Below are 24,412 nucleotides of genomic sequence, written 5' to 3'. Positions count from 1 at the left end.
GGTGGAGCGGGGGATCGGCACGGCGCGCGGAAGCGGGACGGCGCGCGCCGTCGGCACGACACGCGGAACCGGCACGGCGAGGGCCGCGGCCGTCCTCGCGACTTTGCTCTGGGCGCTCTGGCAGTGCTTCGGCAACCTCGGCGCCGCGAACATCTCCTCGGACGAGCCCGTCTACCTCTCCGCCGGCTGGAGCTACCTCCACGGGGACATGACGCCCAACCTCGAGCACCCGCCGACCGCGAAGTACCTGATCGGACTCGCGCAGGTCCTGCTCGGCGAGGGCCTGCTCGCGGGGCGGATCGCGGCCGGCGCGGCGACCCTCCTCACCGGCGTGATCCTCTGGTTCTGGCTGAAGCGCGAGCTCGGCACCGTCCTCGCGCTGATCCCGGCCGGTCTGTTCCTCCTCTTCCCGCGGACCACCGCGACCGGCGGCACCCGGATCGACCGGCTCGCGCTCCTGGAGCCGTTCATGGTGCTCTTCGCGGTCGCCGCGATGGCCGCCGCCTGGGCCTGGGCGCGACGCGGGGCGGCGGGGGAGCGCACTGGCTGGCTGATCGGATTCGCCGGCGTCCTCTTCGCGCTGTCGGTCACCTCGAAGCTGACGACCCTGGCGCTGGCGCCGGTGTTCCTCGTGCCGCTGCTGCTGATCGGCGACCGCCGCCGGGCACTCCGGGGCTTCGCTGCGTTCGCGCTCGCCTTCCTCGTGACCGCGGTGCTCGCCTACCTGCCGGTGCACCCGGTCGAGGCGATCCGCTACCTGCTCGACTTCCAGAGCGAGCACAACGCGAGCGGGCACATGATCGACGTCGCGGGGGCGCCGTACCGCTTCCCGCCGTGGTGGGCGAACCTCTGGTTCATGCTGTCGGGCGTCGGTCCGGCGGCGCTCGCCGTGCTCGTGCTCGGCGGGCTGCTGGCGCTGCTCGCGCCGCGGCGGCGGGCGCTGGTTCTGTACCTGGCGGGCGCGACACTGCTCCTGCTGGTCTTCCACCTGCTGATCAGCGCGGTCGCGCTGCCGCACTACTACGTGGCGTGGGCGTGGCTGCTCTGCGTACTGGCCGGGATGGGGATCGCCGAGGCGCTGCGCGACGGGCTCGTGCTGCCATGGCGGATCGCGCGGCCGGTCGGCGTCCTGCTGCTGGTGGCCTCGCTGGTGATCGCGGCCGCGACCTCCGTCGGCATCGCGCAGGAGCGGCCGACCGGGATCGCGCGGGTGGCGGGCGCGCTGCACGAGCGCGGGCTCGACGGCGGGCTGGTGCTGGTGCAGGGGATGTCGTCGGGGGTCTACGTGCCCTACATCGGCGATCGGTACACGACGGATCCGGCGTCGGAGGGGATCGTCGCGATCGCGATCGAGGAGTCGGCGCGCTTCCCGCTGGATCCGCGGGTCGAGGAGTACCTGGCGACCGATCCGACCGTGGTGCAGCTCGACGAGCTGCGGCTGGTGCTGACGGACGGGCCGCTGCCGGCGGAGTGACCGGGGTGTGCGCGGATGCGCTGCACAACATCAGCTGAGAAGGGGGTGCCTCCGCTGTGGGGCGAGGGACCCCCTTCCCAGCTGATGTTGTGCGCGGGAGTGCGCGCTCAGGCCGAGCGGCAGGGCCCGGAATCGACCGTGTCGGTCAGCGACGGCGCCTCGGCGGCCACCGGTCCGAGCACCGAGAGCGGGATCGCGTAGCCGACGTTGTCGACCGAGGCGGCCTTGCCGAACACGACGCCCGAGACGGTGCCGTCGAGGGAGAGCAGCGGTCCGCCGGAGTTGCCCTGGTTCACGAGGGCCGCGAGCGTCAGCACCTCGCGCGAGGTCGGCGCGCCGTCTACCATCAGCGAGACGGTGGCGTCGGAGGAGATCTGCGCGGCGCCGAGGGTCAGCGGTCCGCCGAACGGGTAGCCCGCCACCACGCCGTCGTCGCCGGCCAGGACCGCGTCGTCGAGGGCGAGCGGCGCGGCGGAGAGCCCGTCGACGGCGATGACCGCGAGGTCGGCGGCGGCGTCGAGGTAGACGACGCGACCGGTGCGCGGCGGCTCGTTCGGCGCCTCGACCACGGGCTGCGAGACTCCGGCCACCACGTGCGCGTTGGTGACCACCCGGTCGTCCGAGACGACGAAGCCGCTGCCCGTGACGCCGACGTCGCAGGCCCAGGCGGTGCCGGAGACGCGCACGACCGAGTCGGTCGCGGTCGCGACCTCGGGGTCGTCCGTCGCGACGCTGGGGATGACGGGCGCCTCGGTCGGGGCGTCGAGGGCCTCGACGATCCAGGAGGTGCCCTCGTCGACGACGGTCGACTGGAGCTGGGCGAGGAAGCCGCGGACCGGGTCGGGCGTGAGGTCGTCGATGGTGCGGATGACGGTGGAGCCCGCGACGGAGGTCGTGACCAGCGGCACGCCGAGCAGCGAGACCGCCGAGGTGACGGCGATCCAGACCAGCCCGGTGATGGCGACGCCGGCGACCCCTCCGGCGAGGCGGTCGAGGAGGCCGAGCTTCACCTTGTCGGCGCCGCGGCCGAAGACGGCGCCGATGGTCGCGCCGATCGCGTAGCCGACGCCGAGCAGGAGCACCGCGGTGCCGATCACGGCGAGTAGCCGCCACTCGCTGCCGGCCGCCCAGGCGGAGACCGCGGGAACGGCGAAGGAGGCGGCGATCGCCCCGGCGACCACCCCCGCCAGGCCGCCGAGCGTGCGGAGGAAGCCGCGGCGCAGGCCGTCGACGAGCGCGCCGATGAGGCTCAGCACGACGACGGCGTCGACGATCACGGATGCGCCCATGCGGAACTCCTCGCGGGTCGGGATCCTCCAGCATGACCGACCGCGGTTGCGGGGACACCCGGAGGACCCTGCGAGTCCCGGACTCTGCATGCCGGTCGAAGGGACGCGGTTGCGCCGCGCGATGCCGGTCGAAGGGACGCGGTTGCGCCGCGCGATGCCGGTCGAGAGGACGCGGCTGCGCCGCGACATGCTGGTCGAGTAGCCCCGCAGGGGCGTATCGAGACCCGCCGCCCTCAGAAGGGCAGGCCTGCAGACCCCCCCTTCCGGCGCTGATGGATCTCGATGCGCCCGCTTCGCGGGCTGCTCGATCAGCAGGGCTTCCCCCTGCGCGCGGCCTAGAAGAAGGAGATGCAGTACGGCGCCGCGATCGGCGAGAAGAAGCGGTCGACGCCCTCGTGGTCCGCTTCCGCCAGCGTCACCGCGCCGGCCCGCGCCAGCGTGGACGGGCGGGCGGAGCCGAGCAGCAGCGTGCCGAGGTCGGCGACGTCCAGCGACAGGGTCGGCGCGTCGTCGCTGCGCTCGACCCGGCCCTCGCCGCCCTCGACCGTGATCCGGTAGGTGCCGTCGACGAGGCCGAGCTCGTCGCGGACCGCGAGCACCAGCATGCCGTCGCTCGTCCACGGCCGCGCGCCGAACGCCGCCGCCACGTCGAGCACGCGGGTCCAGATCAGGTCGGCGACCTTCGTCACCTCCACGACGCGCGCGTCGCGCAGGGCCCAGGTCAGCGGATCGTCGACGGGCGCCATGTCCCAGGTGACGGTCGAGGCGAGGTCGACGGCACCGAGGAAGCTCCAGAGCCCGAGGTAGGCGTCGGCGGTCGCGGCGACCAGGTCGACGACCTCGAGGGTGCGGTCGTCCTCGTCCGGCCCGACGGCCTTGTAGGTGACGTAGCCGTCGAGCCGTCCGTCGGCGTCGAGGTGCACGGCGGAGCGGACGGCGCGGCCCGGCGCGGTCTCGCCGGGCTCGGTGCCGACGGCGTTCGCGGCGTAGCGCGACTGCCGGGTCAGCGAGCCGGGGGTGCGCGCGTGGAAGGCGCGGAAGACCTCCTCGACCCGCGACTGCAGCCAGGTCGTCGCGACGACCTCGACGCGGCCGGCCGGCTCGACCTGGAGGGCGAAGCGCGGGCCGGTGTCGACGCGGATCGAGCGGGTGAAGGCCGAGCGGCCGAAGCCGAACCGGCGGTAGATCGAGGCCTCGCTCGCGGTGAGCACGGCGACCGCGGCGCCCGACTCGCGGGCCAGGCGCAGGTCGTCGGTGATCATGGCGCGGAGGATCCCGCGGCGGCGGTGCGTGGCCCGGACGGTGACCTGCGAGACGAGGTGCGCGGCGAGCTCGCGCCCGCGGCCGACCTGCAGCGAGCCGGGGAACGCGGCGTAGGTGGCGACGGGGACGGACTCGCCGTCGATGCCCTCGGGGGAGGCCGAATCGTGCACGGCGGTCAGCTCGCGCTGGTCGGCGACCATGTGCTCGGCCCAGTCGCGCCACTGCTCCGGCGTGTACTCCTTCTCGTGGAAGCCCGCGTTGATCGCGGTGCCCCAGGCGGCCGTGGCGGCGTCGGGTCCGCCCTCGGCGGTCAGGGCGGCGGGGAAGCGACGGAATTCGAGACCGGGAAGGGACATCCGTCCAGCTTAGGCACCCGGCCTGCGCGGGTGCTCCGGGGGCCGGAGCGGCGGTCGCTCGGCGCACGCCGCGTGCTCGTGGGTCCACCTCCGGCTCGTGGAACCGCGTCGGGCTCGCTGGATCCGCGCGTTTCGGCGAGCCGAGGGCGTTTCCACGTGCCGGAGGTGCGGCCCGGGCAGCTCCGGCTCGCGGATTCGGGTCGGGCTCGATGGATCCGCGAGTTTCGGCGTGCCGAAGGTGTTTCCACGTGCCAGAGGTGTGGTCCGGGGGAGTTCGGGCTCGTGGAACCGCGTCGGGCTCGCTGGATCCGCGCATTTCGGCGTGCCGAAGGTGTTTCCACGTGCCGGAGGTGCGGCCGGGGGAGGTCCGGCTCGTGGAATCGGGTCGGGCTCGCGCGATCAGCGGGCTTCCGCGTGCCGAGGGCGTCTCCGCGTGCCGGAGGTGCGGCCCGGGCAGCTCCGGCTCGCGGATTCGGGTCGGGCTCGCTGGATCCGCGCGTTTCGGCGTGCCGAAGGTGTTTCCGCGTGCCGGAGGTGCAGCCCCGGGAGCTTCGGCACGCGGAACCGCGTCGGGCTCGCTGCATCCGCCCGTTTCCGCGAGCCGAGGGCGTTCCCACGTGCCGGAGGTGCGGCCCGGGCAGCTCCGGCTCGCGGAATCGCGTCGGGCTCGCTGGATCCGCGCGCTTCGGCGTGCCGAGGGTGTTTCCGCGTGCCGGAGGTGCAGCCCCGGGAGTTCCGGCTCGCGGATTCGCGTCCGGCTCGCCGGATCCGCGGGTTCCCGCGTGCCGAGGCCGGTTCCGCGTGCCGGAGGTGGTCAGGGGGCGCGCCAGCGCTTCTCCAGCGCGTCGTCGACGGCCTCCGCCAGTCCGGCGAGCGCCCCGGGGTCCGGCGCCGCCGACACGACCCGCGCGCAGGCCGCCGCGATCACCGCCCGCCGCCTCGGCAGCGTCGCCGTGAACCCGCAGTCGCGCAGCAGCAGGAGCACCCGCTCGGCCGGAGCCTCGACCGCCAGCGCCAGCAGCAGCCGCCGCTCGAACGGCGCCTCCGGCACCATGAGCCGCCAGAACCCCGCCGCGTCCTGGAACGCGGCCGGCGGATCCGGCACCCGGGCCAGCAACGCGAGCGCCGCGGCGAGCCCGTCGACGTCCGCCCGCGCGACGAGCCCGCGCAGCCGCGACTCCACATCCGTCCCGGGACCCGGCCCGAGCCTCACCGCGGCGAGCGCGCGCGCGTCGAGCCGTCGCTCCGTCTCCTCGTCCGGCACCGTCTCGTCCGCGGACCACCACGAGAGCAGCGGAGTCGCCGCCACGGCGAAGTCGCCGGGCCGCCGCTCCAGCGCGATCAGCAGATCCTCCGAGGCGGCCAGCGCCACGAGCGCGTCGACGTCCACGGCGAGCACGGTCCCCGAGGTCGACGGCAGCACGAGGTGCCGCCCCGACGGCGGGACGATCTCCGCCCGGGTCCGCGCGCCGGGCCCGCGGGTGCTCGCGCGCAGGATCGCCGCCTCGAGCGTGTCCGAGCCCGTGTCCGAGCCCGCCCGCCCCGCATCGCCCCCGAAGATCCGTCCACCGCGCGCCATCCCGCCACGCTACCGTCGGCGGCATGACCCGCCTCGTCGCCCTCCTCCGCGGAGTGAACGTCAACGGCCGCACCGTCCGCAGCGCGGACCTCGCCGCCACCGTCGAGAGCGTCGGCGGCACCGCCGTCCGCACCGTGCTCGCCAGCGGCAACGCCGCCTTCGACTCCGACCGCGACCCGTCCGAGCTGAAGCCCGCGCTGGAGGCGGCCCTCGGCGAGCGCTTCGGCTACGACGCCTGGATCGTCCTCGTCACGCAGGAGGCGCTCGCCGCGGCCGCCGCCGCCTACCCGTTCGAGCGGATCGACGAGACCGCGCACCCCTACGTCGTCTTCGGCTCCGACTCCGCCGCCCTCGACGCCGCCGAGTCCGCGGTCGGCGCGACCGACCCGGCCGTCGAGCTGCTCGCCCGCGGTGACGGCGTCCTCTACTGGCGCTGCCCGAAGGGCTCCTCCACCGACACTCCGGCCGCCAAGATCCTGGCCCGCGCCGTCTTCCGCTCGACCACGACGACCCGGAACCTCCGCACCGTGGAGAAGCTCGTCACCGCCTGAAGTAGGGACATCCCGGCCCTTTCCGGCTGAGAACCTGCACATTCTTTGGTTAGGCTGTCCTTAGTGCACGGCGTCCGCCGCCCGTTGCGCGCCATGACCACAGCCTTCCGAAAGGGAACAATGCCCCGCGCCACCAAGCCGCTCGCGCTCGTCGCGACCGCCCTGCTCACCGTCGGCCTCGCCGGCTGCTCGTCCGCCGCGGCCGGCCCCGACACCGCCGACAACGGCTTCGAGCCGATCACCATCGAGCACGCGCTCGGCACCACGACCATCGAGTCGCAGCCGGAGCGCGTCGCGACCGTCAACTGGGCCAACCACGAGGTCCCGCTCGCGCTCGGCGTGGTCCCGGTCGGCATGGCCGCCGCGAACTTCGGCGACGACGACGGCGACGGACTGCTCCCCTGGGTGTCCGAGAAGCTCGAGGAGCTCGGCGGCGAGACCCCCGTCCTCTTCGACGAGACCGACGGCATCGACTTCGAGGCCGTGGCCGACACGCAGCCCGACGTGATCCTCGCCGCCTACTCCGGCCTCACCCAGGAGGACTACGACACGCTGACCGAGATCGCGCCCGTCGTCGCCTACCCCGAGACCGCCTGGGGCACCTCCTGGCGCGACACCATCACCTTCAACAGCGAGGCGATGGGCATGGCCGACGAGGGCGCCGCGCTCATCGGCGAGCTCGAGACCGAGATCGAGGAGAAGGTCGCCGCGCACCCGCAGCTCGCCGGCGCCTCGGCGATGTTCCTCACCCACGTCGACCCGACCGACCTCAGCCAGGTCAGCTTCTACACGACGCACGACACCCGCCCGGCCTTCTTCGAGGACCTCGGCCTGACCACGCCCGAGAGCATTGCGACCGCCTCGGCCACCACCGACGCGTTCTCGCTCACGCAGAGCGCCGAGCAGGCCGACGCGTTCAACGACGTCGACGTCATCGTGACCTACGGCGACGACGAGCTCGTGAACACCCTCAAGGCCGACCCGCTGCTCTCGCAGATCCCGGCCGTGCAGAACGACGCCATCGTGCGCCTGCCCTCCACGCCGCTCGGCACCGCCGCGAACCCGACCCCGCTGTCGATCTCGTACGTGCTCGACGACTACCTCGCCATGCTGGCCGAGGCCGCGGACAAGGCGGCGTGATCCACTCCCGCCCGACTGCGTGAGCTCCGACCGCGTGACCCTCACCGCACCTCCCGTCTCGGGTGCCGCCGCCGTGCGGCGCCCGAGGCGTCTGCGCGCCCTCTGGCTGCTCGTCTCGCTGCTGGTGCTGGCCGGCGTCGCGGTGGTCTCGGTGATGATCGGCTCGCGCGACGTGGCCTGGAGCGACGTGGTCGCCGCGTTCGGCGGCTCCACCGACGGCTTCGGGCAGGCCGCGGTCGCCAAGCGCCTCCCGCGCACCGTCCTCGCGGCGGTCGCGGGCGCCGCGCTCGGGGTCGCCGGCGTGCTGATGCAGGGCGTCACCCGCAATCCGCTCGCCGACCCCGGGATCCTCGGCGTCAACACCGGTGCCTCGCTCGCGGTCGTCACCGGCATCGTCTTCTTCGGCCTCTCCACCGCGACCGGCTTCATCTGGGTCGCGATCGCGGGCGCGGCCGTCGCGGCCGTCTTCGTCTACGTCGTCGGCTCGCTCGGCCGCGGGGGAGCGACGCCGCTCAAGCTCGCGCTCGCCGGCGCCGCCACCTCCGCCGCGCTCGTCTCGGTGATCAGCGCGATCGTCCTGCCGCGCGCCGACCTCTCGGGCGGCATCCGCTCCTGGCAGATCGGCGGGGTCGGCGGCGGCACCTTCGCGAGCATCGGCCAGGTCCTGCCCTTCCTCGCCGTCGGGCTCGCGCTCTGCGTGCTCTCGGCGAAGAGCCTCAACACCCTGGCCCTCGGCGACGAGCTGGCGGCCGGCCTCGGCGAGCGCGTGGCGCTGGCCCGCGGCGCGGCGGCCCTCGGCGCCGTCGTCCTCTGCGGAGCGACCACCGCGGTCACCGGGCCGATCGGCTTCGTCGGCCTGGTCGTCCCGCACGCCTGCCGGCTGATCGTCGGCGTCGACCACCGCTGGCTGCTCCCCTTCTCCGCGGTCGCCGGAGCGGTCCTCCTCATCGGCGCCGACGTCGTCGGCCGGATCGTCGCGCGCCCGAGCGAGATCGACGTCGGCATCATCACCGCGCTGATCGGCGCCCCCGTCTTCATCGCGATAGTCCGCCGGCAGAAGGTGCGCGAGCTGTGACCGCCGTGCAGTCCCGGCCCGCGGCCCGCTCCGCCGCGCCCTCCGCCACCGCGCTGGCCGTCGCGGCCGGCCGCCGTCGTCGCGGTCGCCGCCGGCGCGCCGTCATCGCCGTGCTCGTCGCGCTGCTCGTCGTCGTCTTCGCCGTCTCCCTGATCGTCGGGCAGACGATCTACTCGCCGGCCGAGGTCGTCCGGGTGATCCTCGGCGAGCAGGTCCCCGGCGCCTCCTTCACGGTCGGGCGCCTGCGCCTGCCGCGCGCGATCCTCGGCGTGCTCGTCGGCCTCTGCTTCGGCCTCGGCGGCGTTTCCTTCCAGACCATGCTGCGCAATCCGCTGGCCAGCCCCGACATCATCGGCATCAGCGCCGGAGCGAGCGCCGCCGCGGCCTTCGCCATCGTCACGCTCTCGCTCGGAGCGACGCAGGTCTCGGTCCTCGCCATCGCGGCCGGCCTCCTGGTCGCGCTCGTCGTCTATGCGCTCTCCTACCGCAGCGGAGTGGCGGGCACCCGTCTGATCCTGATCGGGATCGGCGTCGCCGCGATGCTCGACAGCGTCACCGCCTACGTGCTCTCCCGCGCCGCCGCCTTCGACTTCCAGGAGGCCAGCCGCTGGCTGACCGGCAGCCTCAACGGCGCCCGCTGGAGCGAGGTCGTGCCGGTGCTGATCGCCGTCGTCGTCCTCACCCCGGTCCTGCTCGCCCGCTCGCGCGACCTCTCCGGCACGCAGCTCGGCGACGACACCGCCTCCGCGCTGGGCATCCGGGTGAACCGCACCCGCCTCGTCGTGATCGTCGCCGCCGTCGGCCTGATCGCCTTCGCGACCGCCGCGGCCGGGCCGATCGCGTTCGTCGCCTTCCTCTCCGGCCCGATCGCCGCGCGGCTGGTCGGCCCCGGCCGCTCGCTGCTGATCCCGTCGGCGCTGGTCGGCGCGCTGCTCGTGCTCGTCGCCGACTTCGTCGGGCAGTACGCGCTGGGCCTGCGCTACCCGGTCGGCGTCGTCACCGGCGTGCTCGGCGCGCCGTACCTGATCTACCTCATCGTCCGCAGCAACCGATCGGGAGGCTCCCTGTGACCGCCGAGCACACCCTCACCGTCGACGCGCTCACCCTGGGCTACGGCGACCGCACCGTCGTCGAGGGACTCGACCTCGTCGTCCCGCCCGGCCGGATCACCGCCATCGTCGGCGCGAACGCCTGCGGCAAGTCGACCCTCCTGCGCTCGATGTCGCGGCTGCTGGCGCCGCGCGCCGGCACCGTGCTGCTCGACGGCAAGGCCGTGCACAGGACGCCGGCGAAGCAGCTCGCCCGCACCTTGGGCCTCCTGCCGCAGTCGCCGATCGCTCCGGAGGGGATCACCGTCGCCGATCTCGTCGGCCGCGGCCGCCACCCGCACCAGGGCATCCTCAGCCGCTGGAACGCGCACGACGACGAGGCCGTCGCGACGGCGCTCGACGCGACCGACACCGCCGCCCTCGCCGACCGCGCCGTCGACGAGCTCAGCGGCGGCCAGCGCCAGCGGGTCTGGATCGCGATGGCTCTCGCCCAGGAGACCGACCTGCTGCTGCTGGACGAGCCGACCACCTTCCTCGACGTCAGCCACCAGGTCGAGGTGCTCGACCTCCTCGTCGACCTCAACCGGAACCGCGGCACGACCGTCGTGATGGTCCTGCACGACCTCAACCTCGCGGCCCGCTACGCCGACCACCTCGTCGCCCTCGCCGGCGGCACCGTGCACGCCGCCGGCACCCCCGCCGAGGTCCTGACCGAGGACACCGTCCGCGCCGTCTTCGGCCTGGACAGCCGGATCATCACCGACCCCACCTCCGGCACCCCGCTGATGCTCCCGCTCGGCCGCCACCGCCTCACCGCCGGCCCGGGCGAGGCCGACCTGCAGCCCCTCGGCTGACTGCCCCGCGCGGATCTCCTCCCCAGGCGCGAGATCCCTCCGTTCTCCACGAAGTTAAAGCCCACCCTGACTCTTGAGCAGCAGGGTGGGCTGGAATACCCTGATGACCATGACGAGCGGACCCCGGGTCCTCGCGGCCCGCGCCTACCGGGACGGCACTCCCTGGTGGACCATCGAGATCCCCGAGCTGACGTCGACCGCGCCGAACGGAGTCGAGATCGTCGCGACCGGAGACGCGGTCTCGACCCGGGGCATCCCGGCCGCCGCCCGCGAGCTCGCCGCCGTGCACCTCGACGTCGCCGTCGACGAGGTGGACGTGCGGGTGACCGTCGAGGCGCCGCCCGAGGTCCTCGCGATCTGGGACGAGGGTGCCCGCGCCGAGGAGGCGGCCCGCGCCGCCCTGCGGCACGCCGGCGCGCTCCGCCGCGAGGCCGTCCGCACCCTCCGCGCCGACGGCTACACCGTCGAGGCCGTCGCGGCTGCCCTGCGGATCAGCCCCGCCCGCGTCTCGCAGCTCGCGGCCACCCCCGATGCGGGGGACGCCCTCGCAGACACCGCCTGACGGGCCGCGCAACGAAGGCCGAGCGCCCGGGATCGCCCTCGAACGCGCGGATCCGGTCGTCCGGCGTTCGTTCCGCGGACGACTCCGCGCGCACCGGCGCGCACACGCCGCGCAGACCGTCCGGGGCCCGCAGATGTCGGACGTGTAAACGGTTCCAGACGGCGACCGGGGGGCGTATACGATACCCGGTGTCCGCGCGGACGGCCTGTCGACGGCGGAGCCCACCGCACCCGTGCCCCGACCAGAGGTCCTCCCCGCTGTGACTGCTTCACCGACGCGCCCCGACGCCTCCGCCCTCGGCCGGGCGAAGGCGCTGCTCTTCGACCTCGACGGGGTGCTCACCCCCACCGCCGACGTGCACATGCAGGCCTGGGCCCGTCTCTTCGCGCCGTACCTCGAGTCGCGCGGCATCGCCGAGGGCTACACCGACGCCGACTACTTCCGGTACATCGACGGCCGCCCCCGCTACGACGGCGTCCGGGCGCTGCTCGCCTCGCGCGGCATCACCCTCCCCGAGGGCTCGCCGAGCGACGACCCCGCCCTCGAGACCGTCTGCGGACTCGGCAACCGCAAGAACGACGCCTTCAACCAGACCCTCGCCGAGAACGGCGTCGCCCCGTACCCCGGCTCGCTCGCCCTGGTCGACGCCGCGATCGCCACGGGCGTCGAGGTGGCCGTCGTCACCTCCTCCCGCAACGGCGTGCCGGTGCTCGAGGCCGCGGGGATCCGCGACCGCTTCGAGGTCGTCGTCGACGGCCTCCTCGCCGCCCGCGACGCGATCGCCGGCAAGCCTGCGCCGGACACCTACCTGCACGCCGCGCAGCTGCTCGGGCTGACCGCGGCCGAGTGCGTGGTCGTCGAGGACGCCCACTCCGGAGTCGCCGCCGGCCGCGCGGGCGCCTTCGGCCTCGTCGTCGGCGTCGACCGCGGCGTCGGCCGCGACACCCTGCTCGAGCACGGCGCCGACATCGTCGTCGACGACCTGGCCGAGCTGCTCCCCTTCCTCCCCTCCGCCCCCGCCCCCGAGGACGCCGCATGAACCCCATCACCTCCGACCCGCTCGACCGCAACCGGTTCCCGGTCGACGAGTGGTCGCTGATCGAGACCGAGTTCGCCACCGAGCTGCAGGGGCGCACCGAGACGCTCTTCGCGACCGGCAACGGCTACCTGGGCCTGCGCGGCAACGTCGAGGAGGGCCGCGACGGCTACGCCTACGGCACCTTCATCAACGGCTTCCACGAGACCTGGCCCATCCGGCACGCGGAGGAGGCGTTCGGCTTCGCCCGCGTCGGCCAGACCATCGTCAACGTGCCGGACGCGAAGATCATCCGCCTCTACGTCGACGACGAGCCGTTCGTGCTGAGCGAGGCCGACGTCCTCGCCTACACGCGCCGCCTCGACTTCGCGAACGGCGTGCTCACCCGCGAGCTGGAGTGGCGCACCCCCTCGGGCAAGCGCGTGCTGATCCGCTCGCGCCGCCTGGTCTCCTTCACCGACCGGCACCTCGCGATCCTCGACTACGAGGTCGAGATGCTCGACCACGACGCCTCGGTGCTGATCTCGAGTCAGATCCTCAACCGCCAGGACGGCGTCGACGAGTACCACGCGCCCTCGGGCAGCGAGGCGGCCGGCTTCGACCCGCGCAAGGCCGAGTCCTTCGAGGACCGGGTGCTGCAGCCGCAGCTCAAGCGGGTCAGCGGCACGCGCTACCTGCTCGGCTACCGCACCACCAACTCCCGGATGACCGTCGCCTGCGGTGCCGAGCACGTGCTCGAGACCGAGAACGAGTGGGATCAGACCTCCCAGATCGACGACGACCTCGCCAAGCACGTCTACCGCGTGAAGGCGAAGGCCGGCGTCCCGGTGCGCCTGGTGAAGACGCTGACTTACCACACCTCCCGCGGGGTCCCCGTGCGCGAGCTGGCCGACCGCTGCGACCGCACGCTCGACCGCGCCCGCGAGACCCCGGTGGAGGAGCAGTTCACCAAGCAGCGCGAGTGGCTCGACGACTTCTGGACCCGCTCCGACGTGCAGATCGACGGTCAGCCGGCGATCCAGCAGGCCACCCGCTGGAACCTCTTCCAGCTCGCGCAGTCCACCGCCCGCACGGACGGCGGCGGCGTCGCGGCCAAGGGCGTCTCGGGCTCCGGCTACGGCGGGCACTACTTCTGGGACACCGAGGTCTACGTCCTCCCGTTCCTCAGCTACACGGCTCCGCTCGTGGCGCGGAACGCCCTGCGCTTCCGCCAGAACATGCTCGAGGCGGCCCGCTCGCGCGCGGCCGAGCTCAACCAGCGCGGCGCGCTCTTCCCCTGGCGCACCATCAACGGCCAGGAGTCGTCGGCGTACTACGCCGCCGGTACCGCGCAGTACCACATCGATGCGGACATCTCGTATGCGCTGATGCAGTACGTCGGCGCGACCGGCGACGACGACTTCCTCGCCCGCGGCGCGATCGACATCCTGGTCGAGACCGCGCGGATGTGGGCCGACCTGGGCTTCTGGCGCAGCAACGGCGACGACCACTTCCACATCCACGGCGTCACCGGGCCGGACGAGTACACGACCGTCGTCAACGACAACCTGTACACGAACGTGATGGCCCGCTCGAACCTGCGCGCGGCCGCCCGCGCCGTCGAGCTGCTGAAGGCCGTCGAGCCGTCGGCCTACGAGCGGATGGTCGCCCGCCTGCTGCTGGACGAGGACGAGGTCATCGAGTGGGCCCGCGCGGCCGACAAGATGCACATCCCCTTCGACGCGCGCGCCGGCATCCACCCGCAGGACGCGGCGTTCCTCGAGAAGGAGCTGTGGGACCTCGAGAACACCCCGGCGTCCAAGCGGCCGCTGCTGCTGCACTTCCACCCGCTGGTGATCTACCGCTTCCAGGTGCTCAAGCAGGCCGACGTCGTGCTCGCGCTGCTGCTGCAGGGCAACGAGTTCACGGCGGAGCAGAAGCGCGCCGACTTCGAGTACTACGACGCGCTGACCACCGGCGACTCGACGCTCTCGGCGGTCGTGCAGTCGATCATCGCGGCCGAGGTCGGCTACAGCGAGCTGTCCCGGCACTACTTCCTCTCGGCGCTGTTCGTCGACCTCGCCGACCTGCACCGCAACACCGCCGACGGCATCCACGTCGCCTCGACCGGCGGCGTCTGGTCCGCGCTGGTCTACGGCTTCGGCGGGATGCGCGACCACGGCGGGCGGATCACGCTCGACCCGCGCCTCCCCGACGACTGGGACCGCCTGACCTTCCGCATCGCGCTGCACGGCACGCGGGTGCGGGTCGAGGTGACCCAGGAGGCGGTGCTGCTGACCGTCGAGGACGGCGACGCCGCGGCGATCACCGTCCGCGGCGAGCGCGTGCACGTCGAGTCCGGCAACCCGGTCCGCGTCGGCCTCGGCCACCAGGGCCCCCGCCTCACCGGCGCGCCGACCACGTCCGACATCGAGGGCACCCGCCGCTCGGACGGCACCGTGATCACCGCCTCCATCCCCACCATCTCGATGACCCCGGAGCCCGAGGTGCTGACGGGCCCGTAGCCCCGGCTCGCGATGGAGCGGCTGCGCCGCACTCCGCCGTCGAGAGAGCAGTTCGCCCAAGGGGCGCGCTTCATGCTGATCGGGTAGCCCGCGCAGCGGGCGTATCGAGATCCACCACCGCGTGCACGCGGGGTGTCGATACGCCCCTTCGGGGCTACTCGACCAGCATGTTGGCCGAACTCGTCCTGGTCTCGATACGCCCCTGCGGAGCTACCGCCCGCACCCAGCGTCGCCCGACGCGCCTCCGCGGAGCCGCTCCGCCGGCCGCTGCTAGCGTCGCCCGATGGTCATGAGCAGTACTCGGTTTCCCTCGGCGGCGCAGTCGACCGTCGCGGTCGTCAGCGACTACGCGCTCGACTACACCGGCGGCGCGCAGACGGCGATGGTCGCGGAGTGCCGGAGCCTCGTGGAGGCGGGCGTCCGCGTCCTGCTGATCGTCCCCCGCTCCGTTACGACACTGCCGCTCGACGGGATCGACGTCCGCTTGATCCCGGCGCCCCGGATCCCCGTCGCTCAGCTGCCGGTCGTCCGCGACTCCCGTCGCACCCGGACCCTGCTCGAGCGGCTGCTCCGCGACGAGGGGGTCGGCGCCGTCCACGTCCACTCCGAGTTCGGCCTCGCGGTCGCCGCACTGGAGGTCGCCGCGGCGCTCTCGCTCCCCTCGGTCGCCACCGTGCACACCTTCTTCTGGCGCGGGGTGCCCGGTCGCGCCGGCCGCCTGCTGGCGCCGTTCGCCGCGGCCTACGTCGCCGCCGTGACCGGCCGCCGCCCGCGCCCGCGACGCGGCGGCGACGACCGCCTCGGCGAGCTCCTCCGCGACGTCACCCGGAGCGCCGCCGCACGGGCCGATCTCGTGATCTCCCCCTCCGCCCACCAGGCCTCGGCGCTCCGTCGCGCCGGCCTGCCGCGGGTGGCGGTGCTGCCCAACACCGTGATCCCGCGGGAACCCGGCCTCGACGACGTCGCGCCGGACGGCTCGGGTCCGCTCCGCCTGCTCTGGGTCGGCCGGTGCGCACCGGAGAAGCGGCTCGTCCCGTTCGTCGAGGCCTGCCTCGCCGTCCTCGCCCGCGACCCCGATGCCCTCCGCGTCGAGATCATCGGCACCGGTCCCTCGCTCGCCCCCGCGATCCGGCTCGCGGCGGGGTCCCCGGCCGTCGTCTTCCGCGGCTTCGTCGAGAACCGCCTCATCGGCGACGCCGTCCGCCGCTCCGACCTCGTCGCCCTGACCTCGTCCGGCTTCGACAATCAGCCGATGGTCGTGGTCGAGGCGCTGCAGGGCGGCCGCGGAGTCCTCTACGTCGACCCGGCCCTCACGGAGGGCCTCGACGGCCCGGGACTTCTCGCGCCCGTCGAGCCGACCGCCTTCGCCGAGTACCTGGAGCGGCTCTGCCGCGACCGCGCCCCGGTCCACGCGGCGGCCGCGGCAGCACGGGACGCCTTCACCGATTTCGCGCCCGAGGCGCACGCCGCGGCCGTCCTCGCGCTCTACGGCGCAGCGCGCGAGATCGCGGGTCTGCGCGCCGCGCAGGAGTAGCGCGGCCGGGCGTCAGGCCGTGGCGACCAGCGCGCGCACCGCGGAGGTGAAGAACGCGAGCCCGTCCACGCCGGAGCGCATCGCCGCCGGGGTGTCCGGGCCGAAGCCCGGCTCGACCGCGTGCTCGGGGTGCGGCATCAGGCCGACGACGTTGCCGCGCGCGTTCGCGACTCCGGCGATGTCGTTCATCGAGCCGTTCGGGTTCGCACCGAGGTAGCGGAAGACCACGCGGCCCTCGCCCTCGAGCTCCGCGAGCGTCTCCGCCGAGGCGATGTAGCCGCCCTCGCCGTTCTTCAGCGGGATGGTGATCTCCTGGCCGGCCTCGAAGTCGCTGGTCCAGACGGTGGCGGCGTTCTCGACGACGAGCCGCTGGTCGCGGCAGACGAAGGAGCCGATGTCGTTGCGGATCAGGCCGCCGGGCAGCAGGTGCGCCTCGGTCAGCATCTGGAAGCCGTTGCAGATGCCGAGGACGGGGGTGCCGGCGTTCGCCGCGTCGATCACCTCGCGCATGATCGGCGAGTGCGAGGCGATGGCGCCGCAGCGCAGGTAGTCGCCGTAGGAGAAGCCGCCGGGCAGAACGATCGCGTCGACGCCGTCGAGGTCGTGGTCGCCGTGCCAGAGGGCCACCGGCTCCGCGCCGGCGAACCGGACCGCGCGCTGGGCGTCGCGGTCGTCGAGCGAGCCGGGGAAGGTGATGACGCCGATCCGCATGATCACGCCTCCGGGTAGTGGATGCCGACGACGTCCTCGATCACCGAGTTCGACAGCATGTCGTCGGCCAGGGCGGCGATCGAGGCACGGACCTCGTCGGTCACCTCGTCGACGGTGATCTCGAAGCGCTTGCCCACCCGCACGCCCGTGACGGCGGAGTGGCCGAGCCGCGAGAGCGCGCCGGCGACGGCCTTCCCCTGCGGATCGAGCAGCTCGGCCTTGGGCATGACTTCAACGACGATCGTGGGCACCGTGTTCTCCGGAGTCTCGAGGGGCTGTGCGGATCTCCGCGCGCCCATCGTACCCGCCCGGCTTTCCGGCGATCCGTCCCGTCATCGCCCGTCTCGACGGGCCTTCCGCTCAGGCCGCCGCGGTCACCCGCAGGGTGTTCGCCCACGGGTCCTCGAAGGACAGCGTCCGCCCGTCGTCCGCGGTCGCGACCTTCGCGCTGCGCAGGCGCTCGCCGAGCGCGCCCAGATCGTCCGCCGCCGGCACGACGATCTCGACCTGCCCCAGCCCGAGCGCGAGCTGCCGCCGCCCGGCGCCGAGCGAGTTCCAGGTGTTCATCGCCATGTGGTGGTGGTAGCCGCCCGCCGAGACGAACAGCGCCTGCCCGCCGTAGGCGATCGTCGTCTCGAAGCCGAGGCGGTCGACGTAGAACTCCTTCGCCGTCGCGACGTCGCCGACGCTGAGGTGCACGTGGCCGACCGAGGCGCCGCCGAGCCGCGGCTGGGCGATGGCCTCCTCGGTCAGGTGCTCCCGGAGGAACGCGTTCGGGTCGAGGAAGAGCGTCGACATCTCGATCCGCCCGTGCGTCCAGGACCACTGGCTGCGGTCGCGGTCCCAGTAGAGCTCGACGCCGTTGTGCTCCGGGTCGTCGAAGTAGAACGCCTTGCTCACCAGGTGGTCGGAGCTGCCGGTGAAGGAGCCGGGGTGCCGGGTCGCGACGCTGTGCACGGCGGCGGCGAGCGCCGCCTCCGACTCGAAGAGGATCGCGGTGTGGAACAGGCCGGCGCTGCGCGGGGCCGCGTGCCGCAGCTCGGGAGCGTGCTGGAGGATCACCGCCGGGACGCCGCCGCGGCCGAGCGCCGCGACCGAGCCGTCCTGCGAGAGCAGATCGAGCAGGACGGCGTCGCGGTAGTAGGCGACCATCGCGTCGAGATCGGCGACGCGCAGGGTGACCGCCCCCATCACGGTGTCGGGGGCGAGCAGGTCGGGGGAGGAGGTGGTCATGCCGGTCATGCTAGGTCCAACTCAGTTGTAGCCACAACTATTTCCTGGCGAGAGGAAGTCGGGGGAGGGGGCGCCGCCGGGTTCATAGGATCGCCATAGGCAGCGTCCAGCCCGCGCGATGCGGCGGGTCGTCGAATGGACTCCGGTCGCCGTCAGGGGCGGCCCCGGCCACGAGGACGCATCATGAACGAGTCACCCGAATCCCACGGCGCCGAGCGCGAGCCCGCTGCCACCGCGACGGACCCCACCGGCGCCGAGGAGCGCCAGGCGCTCCGGACCGACGACCGACGCCGTCGCCGTCGCGCCCTGATCGCCGGCGGTGCCGGGCTCGCCCTGCTGATCGGCGTCACCGCGGGCGGCGTCTCGCTCGCCGGCCGCTCCGAGTCCGCCTCGGCCGCCTCGTCGAGCGCCGCCAGCACCATCGTCTACCCCGGCGGCTCCCGCGGCTCCTTCGGCGGCGGCATCGTCGTGCTGCCCTACTCGGGCGGGTCCTCCTCGGGCGGGTCCTCCTCGGGATACGGCTCCGGCAGCGGGTCGGTGTACGGGTACGGCTCGGGCGGCACCGGCTCGGGGACCTCCGGTTCCACGTCGACGTCCACGGCGACCGACGCCGTCCCCGCGAGCACCGCGCAGACCGCCGGCGTCGTCACGATCACCTCCGACCTCACCTACGAGGGCGCGACCTCCGCCGGCACCGGCGTCATCCTCACCTCCGACGGCATGATCCTCACCAACAACCACGTCGTCGAGGGCTCCACCAGCATCACCGTCACGGTCGAGAGCACCGGGCAGGCCTACACCGCCCGCGTCGTCGGCACCGACAAGACCAACGACGTCGCCGTGCTCCAGCTCGAGAACGCGTCGGGCCTCACCCCGGCGACCCTCGACACCGACGGAGTCGCGGTCGGCGACGCCGTCACCGCCGTCGGCAACGCGAAGGGCACCGGCAACCTGGTCGCCGCGGCCGGCACCGTCGAAGCCCTCGGCCAGAGCATCACCACCCAGGCCGAGACCGGCATCACCGGCGAGAAGCTCACCGGCCTGATCCAGGTCGACGCGGACATCGTCGCGGGCGACTCGGGCGGCCCGCTGGTCGACGCGGCCGGGAAGGTCGTCGGCATCGACACCGCCGCCTCCAGTGGAACCGCGGACATCACCGGCTTCGCCATCCCGATCTCGAAGGCCCTCGACATCGTCGCGACGATCGAGGCGGGCGCCGACACGTCGACCGTCGCGATCGGCTACCCGGCCTTCCTCGGCGTCTCGCTGCCGTCCAGCACGACGGCGGGCACCGCCTCCGGAGCCGTCTCGGGCGCGAGCACCGCGGCGGGCGCCGTCATCGCCGGCGTGATCGAGGGCACCCCCGCTGCCGCCGCCGGTCTCGTCGCGGGCGACGTCGTCACCGCGGTCGACGGCACGGCCGTCACCTCGGGCGACGCCCTCTCCGCGGACCTGGCCCAGCGCGAGCCCGGCGAATCGGTCACCCTCACCTGGACCACCGCCGCCGGCACCTCGCAGTCCGCGACCGTCACCCTCGTCGAGGGCCCGGTCGCCTAGGAGCGGTCCGCTTCGCGGGCTCGTTCATCAGCGAGAAGCATGCTGGTCGAGTAGCCGCGGACCGGCACACATGCTGGTCGAGTAGCCGCGGACCGGCACACATGCTGGTCGAGTAGCCGCGGAGCGGCGTATCGAGACCCGCCGTGCTCAGCAGGGCGGTCTGCAGACCCGCGTGCTGACGGGTGTGGATCTCGATACGCCCGCTGCGCGGTCTACTCGATCAGCAAGAACGCGAGGAACGCGAGCGCACAGCGCATGCTGGTCGAGTAGCCGCGGAGCGGCGTATCGAGACCCGCCCCGCCAGCACGCGCACGCGGCGCCGGCGCACCCACCGCGACGCGCCGTTGTTTTGAACTATTCAACACAACTCGGTAGCCTTGTCCTCATGACGATGACGGACGACCGGCTGAGAGCCTCCGGGCTCAAGGCCACCGCGACCCGGCGGGCCGTCCTGCAGGCGCTCGAGGGGCATCCGCACTCCGACGTCGATCAGATCCTCGCGCGGGTGCGCGTCGATCTGCCCGACGCCTCGGCCCAGGCCGTGTACGGGGTCCTCGCCGCCTTCACCGAGGCCGGCCTCACCCGCCGCATCGAGCCGGAGGGCCACGCCCGCCGCTTCGAGCTCCGGGTCGGCGACAACCACCACCACGTCGTCTGCCGCAGCTGCGGCGCCGTCGCCGACGTCGACTGCGTCGTCGGCCAGGCGCCCTGCCTGCACCCGTCGTCGTCGAGCGGCTTCGCCATCGACACGGCCGACATCACGTTCTGGGGCACCTGCCCCGACTGCCTCGCGCAGGCCGAGACCCGGCCGGCGCCCGCCATCACCGCCGCGGAGGGCGAGACAGCGCTCCGCCGACAGGAGGACTCATGACCGAGGAACGATTCACGACGACCGATGCCGGAGCCCCCGTCGCCAGCGACGAGCACTCGCTCAGCGTCGGAGCCGACGGCCCCATCGCGCTCCACGACCACTACCTCCTCGAGAAGCTCGCGCAGTTCAACCGCGAGCGCATCCCGGAGCGCGTCGTCCACGCCAAGGGCGGCGGCGCCTTCGGCCGCTTCGTCACCACCGGCGACGTCAGCGCCTACACCCGCGCCGCGCTGTTCCAGCCCGGCGTCGAGACCGAGATGCTCGCCCGCTTCTCCACCGTCGCCGGCGAGCAGGGCTCGCCCGACACCTGGCGCGACCCGCGCGGCTTCGCGCTGAAGTTCTACACGAGCGAGGGCAACTACGACCTCGTCGGCAACAACACCCCGGTGTTCTTCCTCCGCGACGGCATCAAGTTCCCCGACTTCATCCGCTCGCAGAAGCGCCTGCCCGGCACCCACCTGCGCGACCACGACATGCAGTGGGACTTCTGGACCCTCTCGCCCGAGTCGGCGCACCAGGTCACCTGGCTGATGGGCGACCGTGGCCTGCCGAGCTCGTGGCGGCACATGGACGGCTTCGGCTCGCACACCTACCAGTGGGTCAACGCCGCCGGCGAGCGCTTCTGGGTGAAGTACCACTTCAAGACGAACCAGGGCATCGAGATCCTCAGCCAGGAGCAGGCCGACCAGATCGCCGGCGAGGACGCGGACTTCCACATCCGCGACCTGTCCGCTGCGATCGACCGCGGCGACCACCCCTCGTGGACCCTCTCCGTCCAGGTCATGCCGTACGCCGACGCCGAGTCCTACCGGTTCAACCCGTTCGACCTCACCAAGGTCTGGCCGCACGCGGACTACCCGCTGATCGAGGTCGGCACGATGACCCTCGACCGCAACCCGGAGAACTACTTCGCGCAGATCGAGCAGGCGACCTTCGCCCCCTCGAACTTCGTGCCCGGGATCGAGGCCAGCCCCGACAAGATGCTGCTCGCGCGCATCTTCAGCTACGCCGACGCGCACCGCTACCGCGTGGGCACCAACCACGCGCAGCTGCCGGTCAACGCCGCGAAGTCGCCGGTGCACTCGTACTCGAAGGACGGCGCTATGCGCTTCGACTTCCAGCGCTCCGAGGTGCCCGTCTACGCGCCGAACACGATGGGCGGCGCGCACGCCGACCCCGCCCGCGCGGCGGAGGGCCCCGGCTGGGAGACCGACGGTGCGCTCACGCGGGCCGCGGCGACCCTGCACCCCGAGGACGACGACTTCGGCCAGGCCGGCACGCTCTACCGCGACGTCCTCGACGACGACGCCAAGGCGCGACTGGTCGCGAACATCGCCGGCCACGTCTCCAAGGTGACCCGCCCGGAGCTGCGCCGGCGCGTGCTCCAGTACTGGGCGAACGTGGACAGCTCGCTGTCGCAGCGCGTCGCCGAGGCCCTCGAGCCCTCCGCCCCCGGCGCGGACGTCTCGCCGGAAGAGGTCGGCATCCACGCCTGACCCCCTGGTGCGCGGTACCGGCTGATCCCGGTGCCGCGCACCTCCGCCCGGTCCCCCGGACCGAGCGCCCCCGAGCAGCGGGCGGCGCGGGCTGTCGCATGCGGCCCCGCGCCGTCCGCTTCCCCGTCCGAGGGAGTCATCCCTTCGAGCGCGGCCGCGTCATCCCGGGAAACCGAGGCGTCGCTGCCAGTCGGCGAGCACCTCCCCGCTGACGTCGAAGAGCTCGCTGCCCCGGTGCGGAGCATCGATCTCGGTGCTCGTCACGCGCACCCCGCTCGGCAGGATCTCCACGATCGCGGCTCCCGAGGCGGCGATCGACCGCTCGTGCTGCGGTCCGGCGAGGACGTCGGTCCGATTCGCGGCACCGGGAGCGACCACCACCGGAGCCGGGTGGGTCGTGTCGACGAAGGCGTGGTGCCAGTGCCCGGCGAGCACCGCCAGGAGCGTCGAACCCTCGACCGCCTCCCAGAAGTCGTGCGGATTCGCGAGTCCCATCCGCCGGTGCAGCGGGGTGACCGCCTCGATCGGCGGGTGGTGCAGCACCACGACCGTCGGTGTCTCCGGGTCCTCGGCCACTCGATTCCGCAGCCAGGCCAGGGTCGGCTCGGTGAGGAGTCCCCAGGACGCTCCGCCCGGAACCGAGGAGTCGAGCACGAGGACCCGCACCCCGCGCACGACGACCTCGGCGTTCCAGGGCCCGTCGGAGCCGAAGCCCTCGCGGGTGTCGTGATTGCCGAGGGCGAGCACGAGCGCGGCATCCCGCTCGGCGCACCACTCCTCGAGCCTCGCGCGCAGGACCCGGTAGGACTCGGGATCGCCGTCGTCGCTGAGATCACCGGACACCACGACGGCGTCGAGGTCGGCGACGGCGGAGTGGGCGGCGAGCACCGCGTCGAGTGCGGCGCGCGGATCGACGATGCGGTTGTACCGGGCAGCGGGGTCGGCGAGCAGGTGCGTGTCCGAGAGGTGAAGGATCCGCACGGCGCGGGGAGCGGACTCCTCGAGGATCGCGTCGGCCCGCGCTCCCGCCGCCTCGATCCGCTCCGCGTTCCGCTCGTCGGGCCCGTCGGCCCAGGCGATCGCCTCCTCCAGGGTCTTGCCGAAGCGGAGGTGCCGCGCGACCAGTCGCCGTCGGCGGAGGGCCGGCTCGACCCGCAGGTGCAGCGTCAGATCGAGGAGGCCGGCGACCTCACCCCAGCCGTCGTCCTCGAGCAGCAGGTAGTTGCCCTCGACCAGGACGACGGTCCGCTCGCCCACGGGGAGGGCGAGGGAGTCCGGCACCGGCTCCTCGATCGAGCGGTCGAAGGAGGCGACCCGCACGGTGCCGCCCGGCTGCGCGGTCCGCAGACTCCGCAAGGCCCCGACGAACCCGTCGACGTCGAAGGTGTCCGGTGCGCCCATCCGCTCCCGCCGGCCGAGCTCGCGCAGCCGCTGCTGAGGCAGGTGGTACCCGTCGAGCGGCAGGACGAGCGCACCGGGGAGGCGAGCACGCAGCCGATCGGCGATCGTGGACTTGCCGGCGCCCGGCGATCCGGTCACTCCCACCAGGAGGAGACGCCGGTCCGACGCCGCCGTGTGGATCGCGGCGACCGCCTCCTCGAGGGAGGCGAGCAGGGGACGGGGCTGGTCGGGGAGAGGCATGCGCCCATTGTGGTCAGCAGTGCCGGGGCGGAAGAGGGCCGACCGGGCGATCGGTGGAGAGCTCCGGCACCCGCGCCCTGGGGAGGACCTTCAGCGCGACACGCCCGGGATGAGCGGTTTCGGGGGCCCGGTTTGACAGTGCCGGGATCGGGCCGTAACTTATTCCAAGTCGCCACACAGGCCGCAGGGAAACGGAAGAACAGGGCTCCTCAGGGAGCGCGGTTCGACGTCCCGGCCTCATTCGGCACCATCCACTCGGCAAGACAGTCCTTCGGGTCACGTCTGCCGCACGGATGTAAAGCCTTCGCAGGATCCTTCGGGTCCAGCAACTTCGCCGCCCGGCGACGGACTCAGGTCCGGAACCGAGCAACGTCGGAGCGCCTACGAGCGCAACGGCATCGCGAAGAAGCCGGATTTGACACGGCCTGCGGATGTGCTAAGTTAGTCAAGTTGCCACGGCGGCTGAGAGAACAACTTCTTCAGCTTAGCGAAGTCTTCCGACTAAGGCAACATCTTCGATCACTTCCGTTGTGAAGCACCTTTTCAGGTGTGGAGGCGGGATGTGTCCGATTCTTGAGAACTCAACAGCGTGCACTATGTTCAATGCCAAATTTATAACCCCGTCCGGGTCTTGTGA

At 73.1% G+C, this 24,412-nt stretch carries 20 protein-coding genes; 13 read left to right on the top strand and 7 right to left on the bottom strand.

The genetic code is table 11. The features are described 5' to 3' along the window. Position 1: 1 nt before the first annotated feature. Positions 2–1,474: a glycosyltransferase family 39 protein gene (locus tag EDF45_RS10135; protein WP_185020145.1), complete on the top strand. Its 1,473-nt coding sequence runs from the start codon at positions 2–4 to the stop codon at positions 1,472–1,474. A 107-nt stretch (positions 1,475–1,581) separates the two neighbouring features. On the opposite strand, the gene EDF45_RS10130 is transcribed toward EDF45_RS10135, so the two are convergent. From EDF45_RS10130 to EDF45_RS10120, 3 genes are all read right to left on the bottom strand, one after another. Further along, positions 1,582–2,763: a MarP family serine protease gene (locus tag EDF45_RS10130; RefSeq protein WP_165909125.1), complete on the bottom strand. Its 1,182-nt coding sequence runs from the start codon at positions 2,761–2,763 to the stop codon at positions 1,582–1,584. Positions 2,764–3,098: 335 nt separating this feature from the next. Then, entirely contained in the window at positions 3,099–4,382 is a 1,284-nt protein-coding gene (locus EDF45_RS10125; protein WP_123736282.1) for a GNAT family N-acetyltransferase, read from the bottom strand. An 814-nt stretch (positions 4,383–5,196) separates the two neighbouring features. Next, complete coding sequence (locus EDF45_RS10120) at positions 5,197–5,961, bottom strand: DUF2254 family protein (RefSeq protein WP_123736283.1); 765 nt, start codon at positions 5,959–5,961, stop codon at positions 5,197–5,199. Positions 5,962–5,984: 23 nt separating this feature from the next. Between EDF45_RS10120 and EDF45_RS10115 the strand changes: the two genes are divergently transcribed. The 9 genes from EDF45_RS10115 (at position 5,985) to EDF45_RS10075 (ending at position 16,266) form a co-directional block, all read left to right on the top strand. Further along, positions 5,985–6,512 (top strand): DUF1697 domain-containing protein, encoded by a 528-nt coding sequence (locus tag EDF45_RS10115; RefSeq protein WP_123736284.1) that lies wholly within the window; start codon positions 5,985–5,987, stop codon positions 6,510–6,512. Positions 6,513–6,632: 120 nt separating this feature from the next. Then, a complete protein-coding gene (locus EDF45_RS10110) occupies positions 6,633–7,652 on the top strand; it encodes an iron-siderophore ABC transporter substrate-binding protein (RefSeq protein ID WP_123736285.1) in 1,020 nt (339 codons plus the stop codon). Between the two features lie 34 nt (positions 7,653–7,686). Next, positions 7,687–8,727 (top strand): iron ABC transporter permease, encoded by a 1,041-nt coding sequence (locus EDF45_RS10105; protein ID WP_123736314.1) that lies wholly within the window; start codon positions 7,687–7,689, stop codon positions 8,725–8,727. Continuing rightward, the gene (locus tag EDF45_RS10100) at positions 8,724–9,797 is read left to right on the top strand and encodes a FecCD family ABC transporter permease (protein ID WP_397460048.1); all 1,074 of its coding nucleotides are present in this window, start codon (positions 8,724–8,726) and stop codon (positions 9,795–9,797) included. Before EDF45_RS10105 ends, EDF45_RS10100 begins: the two co-directional genes overlap by 4 nt. Continuing rightward, a complete protein-coding gene (locus EDF45_RS10095) occupies positions 9,794–10,630 on the top strand; it encodes an ABC transporter ATP-binding protein (RefSeq protein ID WP_123447087.1) in 837 nt (278 codons plus the stop codon). The genes EDF45_RS10100 and EDF45_RS10095 overlap by 4 nt, the downstream gene beginning before the upstream one ends. 103 nt (positions 10,631–10,733) lie before the next feature. Then, on the top strand, positions 10,734–11,192 hold the full coding sequence (locus EDF45_RS10090; protein WP_123736286.1) for a hypothetical protein: 459 nt from the start codon (positions 10,734–10,736) through the stop codon (positions 11,190–11,192). A 259-nt stretch (positions 11,193–11,451) separates the two neighbouring features. Beyond that, positions 11,452–12,231 (top strand): HAD family phosphatase, encoded by a 780-nt coding sequence (locus EDF45_RS10085; RefSeq protein ID WP_123736287.1) that lies wholly within the window; start codon positions 11,452–11,454, stop codon positions 12,229–12,231. Further along, positions 12,228–14,732, top strand: a complete 2,505-nt coding sequence (locus EDF45_RS10080; protein WP_123736288.1) for a glycoside hydrolase family 65 protein — start codon at positions 12,228–12,230, stop codon at positions 14,730–14,732. The genes EDF45_RS10085 and EDF45_RS10080 overlap by 4 nt, the downstream gene beginning before the upstream one ends. 283 nt (positions 14,733–15,015) lie before the next feature. After that, positions 15,016–16,266: a glycosyltransferase family 4 protein gene (locus tag EDF45_RS10075; RefSeq protein ID WP_123736289.1), complete on the top strand. Its 1,251-nt coding sequence runs from the start codon at positions 15,016–15,018 to the stop codon at positions 16,264–16,266. Between the two features lie 12 nt (positions 16,267–16,278). On the opposite strand, the gene purQ is transcribed toward EDF45_RS10075, so the two are convergent. From purQ to EDF45_RS10060, 3 genes are all read right to left on the bottom strand, one after another. After that, positions 16,279–16,977, bottom strand: coding sequence for a phosphoribosylformylglycinamidine synthase subunit PurQ (purQ, locus tag EDF45_RS10070; RefSeq protein ID WP_123736290.1), 699 nt, complete (start codon positions 16,975–16,977; stop codon positions 16,279–16,281). 2 nt (positions 16,978–16,979) lie between these two features. Next, the gene (gene purS / locus EDF45_RS10065; RefSeq protein ID WP_123447082.1) at positions 16,980–17,228 is read right to left on the bottom strand and encodes a phosphoribosylformylglycinamidine synthase subunit PurS; all 249 of its coding nucleotides are present in this window, start codon (positions 17,226–17,228) and stop codon (positions 16,980–16,982) included. A gap of 109 nt (positions 17,229–17,337) precedes the next feature. Continuing rightward, positions 17,338–18,210, bottom strand: a complete 873-nt coding sequence (locus tag EDF45_RS10060; RefSeq protein ID WP_397460047.1) for a VOC family protein — start codon at positions 18,208–18,210, stop codon at positions 17,338–17,340. Positions 18,211–18,393: 183 nt separating this feature from the next. On the opposite strand from EDF45_RS10060, the gene EDF45_RS10055 reads away from it, so the two are divergent. The 3 genes from EDF45_RS10055 to EDF45_RS10045 all read left to right on the top strand — a co-directional run bounded on the left by EDF45_RS10055 (position 18,394) and on the right by EDF45_RS10045 (position 22,134). Next, entirely contained in the window at positions 18,394–19,767 is a 1,374-nt protein-coding gene (locus tag EDF45_RS10055) for a S1C family serine protease (RefSeq protein WP_221181112.1), read from the top strand. A 385-nt stretch (positions 19,768–20,152) separates the two neighbouring features. Beyond that, the gene (locus EDF45_RS10050) at positions 20,153–20,638 is read left to right on the top strand and encodes a Fur family transcriptional regulator (protein ID WP_185019989.1); all 486 of its coding nucleotides are present in this window, start codon (positions 20,153–20,155) and stop codon (positions 20,636–20,638) included. Next, entirely contained in the window at positions 20,635–22,134 is a 1,500-nt protein-coding gene (locus tag EDF45_RS10045; RefSeq protein ID WP_123705970.1) for a catalase, read from the top strand. The genes EDF45_RS10050 and EDF45_RS10045 overlap by 4 nt, the downstream gene beginning before the upstream one ends. Before the next feature lie 159 nt (positions 22,135–22,293). Here EDF45_RS10045 and EDF45_RS10040 read toward each other — a convergent pair whose 3' ends face one another. Further along, the gene (locus tag EDF45_RS10040) at positions 22,294–23,775 is read right to left on the bottom strand and encodes a metallophosphoesterase (protein WP_123736292.1); all 1,482 of its coding nucleotides are present in this window, start codon (positions 23,773–23,775) and stop codon (positions 22,294–22,296) included. Positions 23,776–24,412 lie beyond the last annotated feature (637 nt).

The organism is Rathayibacter sp. PhB186, from assembly GCF_003751825.1.
Lineage (GTDB): Bacteria > Actinomycetota > Actinomycetes > Actinomycetales > Microbacteriaceae > Rathayibacter > Rathayibacter festucae.
The sequence above is the reverse complement of the archived record's forward strand: the minus strand, read 5'-3'. Positions and strand labels throughout refer to the sequence as shown.

Coding starts and splice junctions, on each gene's coding strand:
- EDF45_RS10125 (WP_123736282.1), bottom strand. CDS start 4,382: ATGTCCCTTCCCGGTCTCGAATTCCGTCGCTTCCCCGCCGCCCTGACC.
- EDF45_RS10055 (WP_221181112.1), top strand. CDS start 18,394: ATGAACGAGTCACCCGAATCCCACGGCGCCGAGCGCGAGCCCGCTGCC.
- EDF45_RS10090 (WP_123736286.1), top strand. CDS start 10,734: ATGACCATGACGAGCGGACCCCGGGTCCTCGCGGCCCGCGCCTACCGG.
- purQ (WP_123736290.1), bottom strand. CDS start 16,977: ATGCGGATCGGCGTCATCACCTTCCCCGGCTCGCTCGACGACCGCGAC.
- EDF45_RS10115 (WP_123736284.1), top strand. CDS start 5,985: ATGACCCGCCTCGTCGCCCTCCTCCGCGGAGTGAACGTCAACGGCCGC.
- EDF45_RS10120 (WP_123736283.1), bottom strand. CDS start 5,961: ATGGCGCGCGGTGGACGGATCTTCGGGGGCGATGCGGGGCGGGCGGGC.
- EDF45_RS10060 (WP_397460047.1), bottom strand. CDS start 18,210: ATGACCACCTCCTCCCCCGACCTGCTCGCCCCCGACACCGTGATGGGG.
- EDF45_RS10050 (WP_185019989.1), top strand. CDS start 20,153: ATGACGATGACGGACGACCGGCTGAGAGCCTCCGGGCTCAAGGCCACC.
- EDF45_RS10110 (WP_123736285.1), top strand. CDS start 6,633: ATGCCCCGCGCCACCAAGCCGCTCGCGCTCGTCGCGACCGCCCTGCTC.
- EDF45_RS10080 (WP_123736288.1), top strand. CDS start 12,228: ATGAACCCCATCACCTCCGACCCGCTCGACCGCAACCGGTTCCCGGTC.
- EDF45_RS10045 (WP_123705970.1), top strand. CDS start 20,635: ATGACCGAGGAACGATTCACGACGACCGATGCCGGAGCCCCCGTCGCC.
- EDF45_RS10040 (WP_123736292.1), bottom strand. CDS start 23,775: ATGCCTCTCCCCGACCAGCCCCGTCCCCTGCTCGCCTCCCTCGAGGAG.
- EDF45_RS10130 (WP_165909125.1), bottom strand. CDS start 2,763: ATGGGCGCATCCGTGATCGTCGACGCCGTCGTCGTGCTGAGCCTCATC.
- EDF45_RS10075 (WP_123736289.1), top strand. CDS start 15,016: ATGGTCATGAGCAGTACTCGGTTTCCCTCGGCGGCGCAGTCGACCGTC.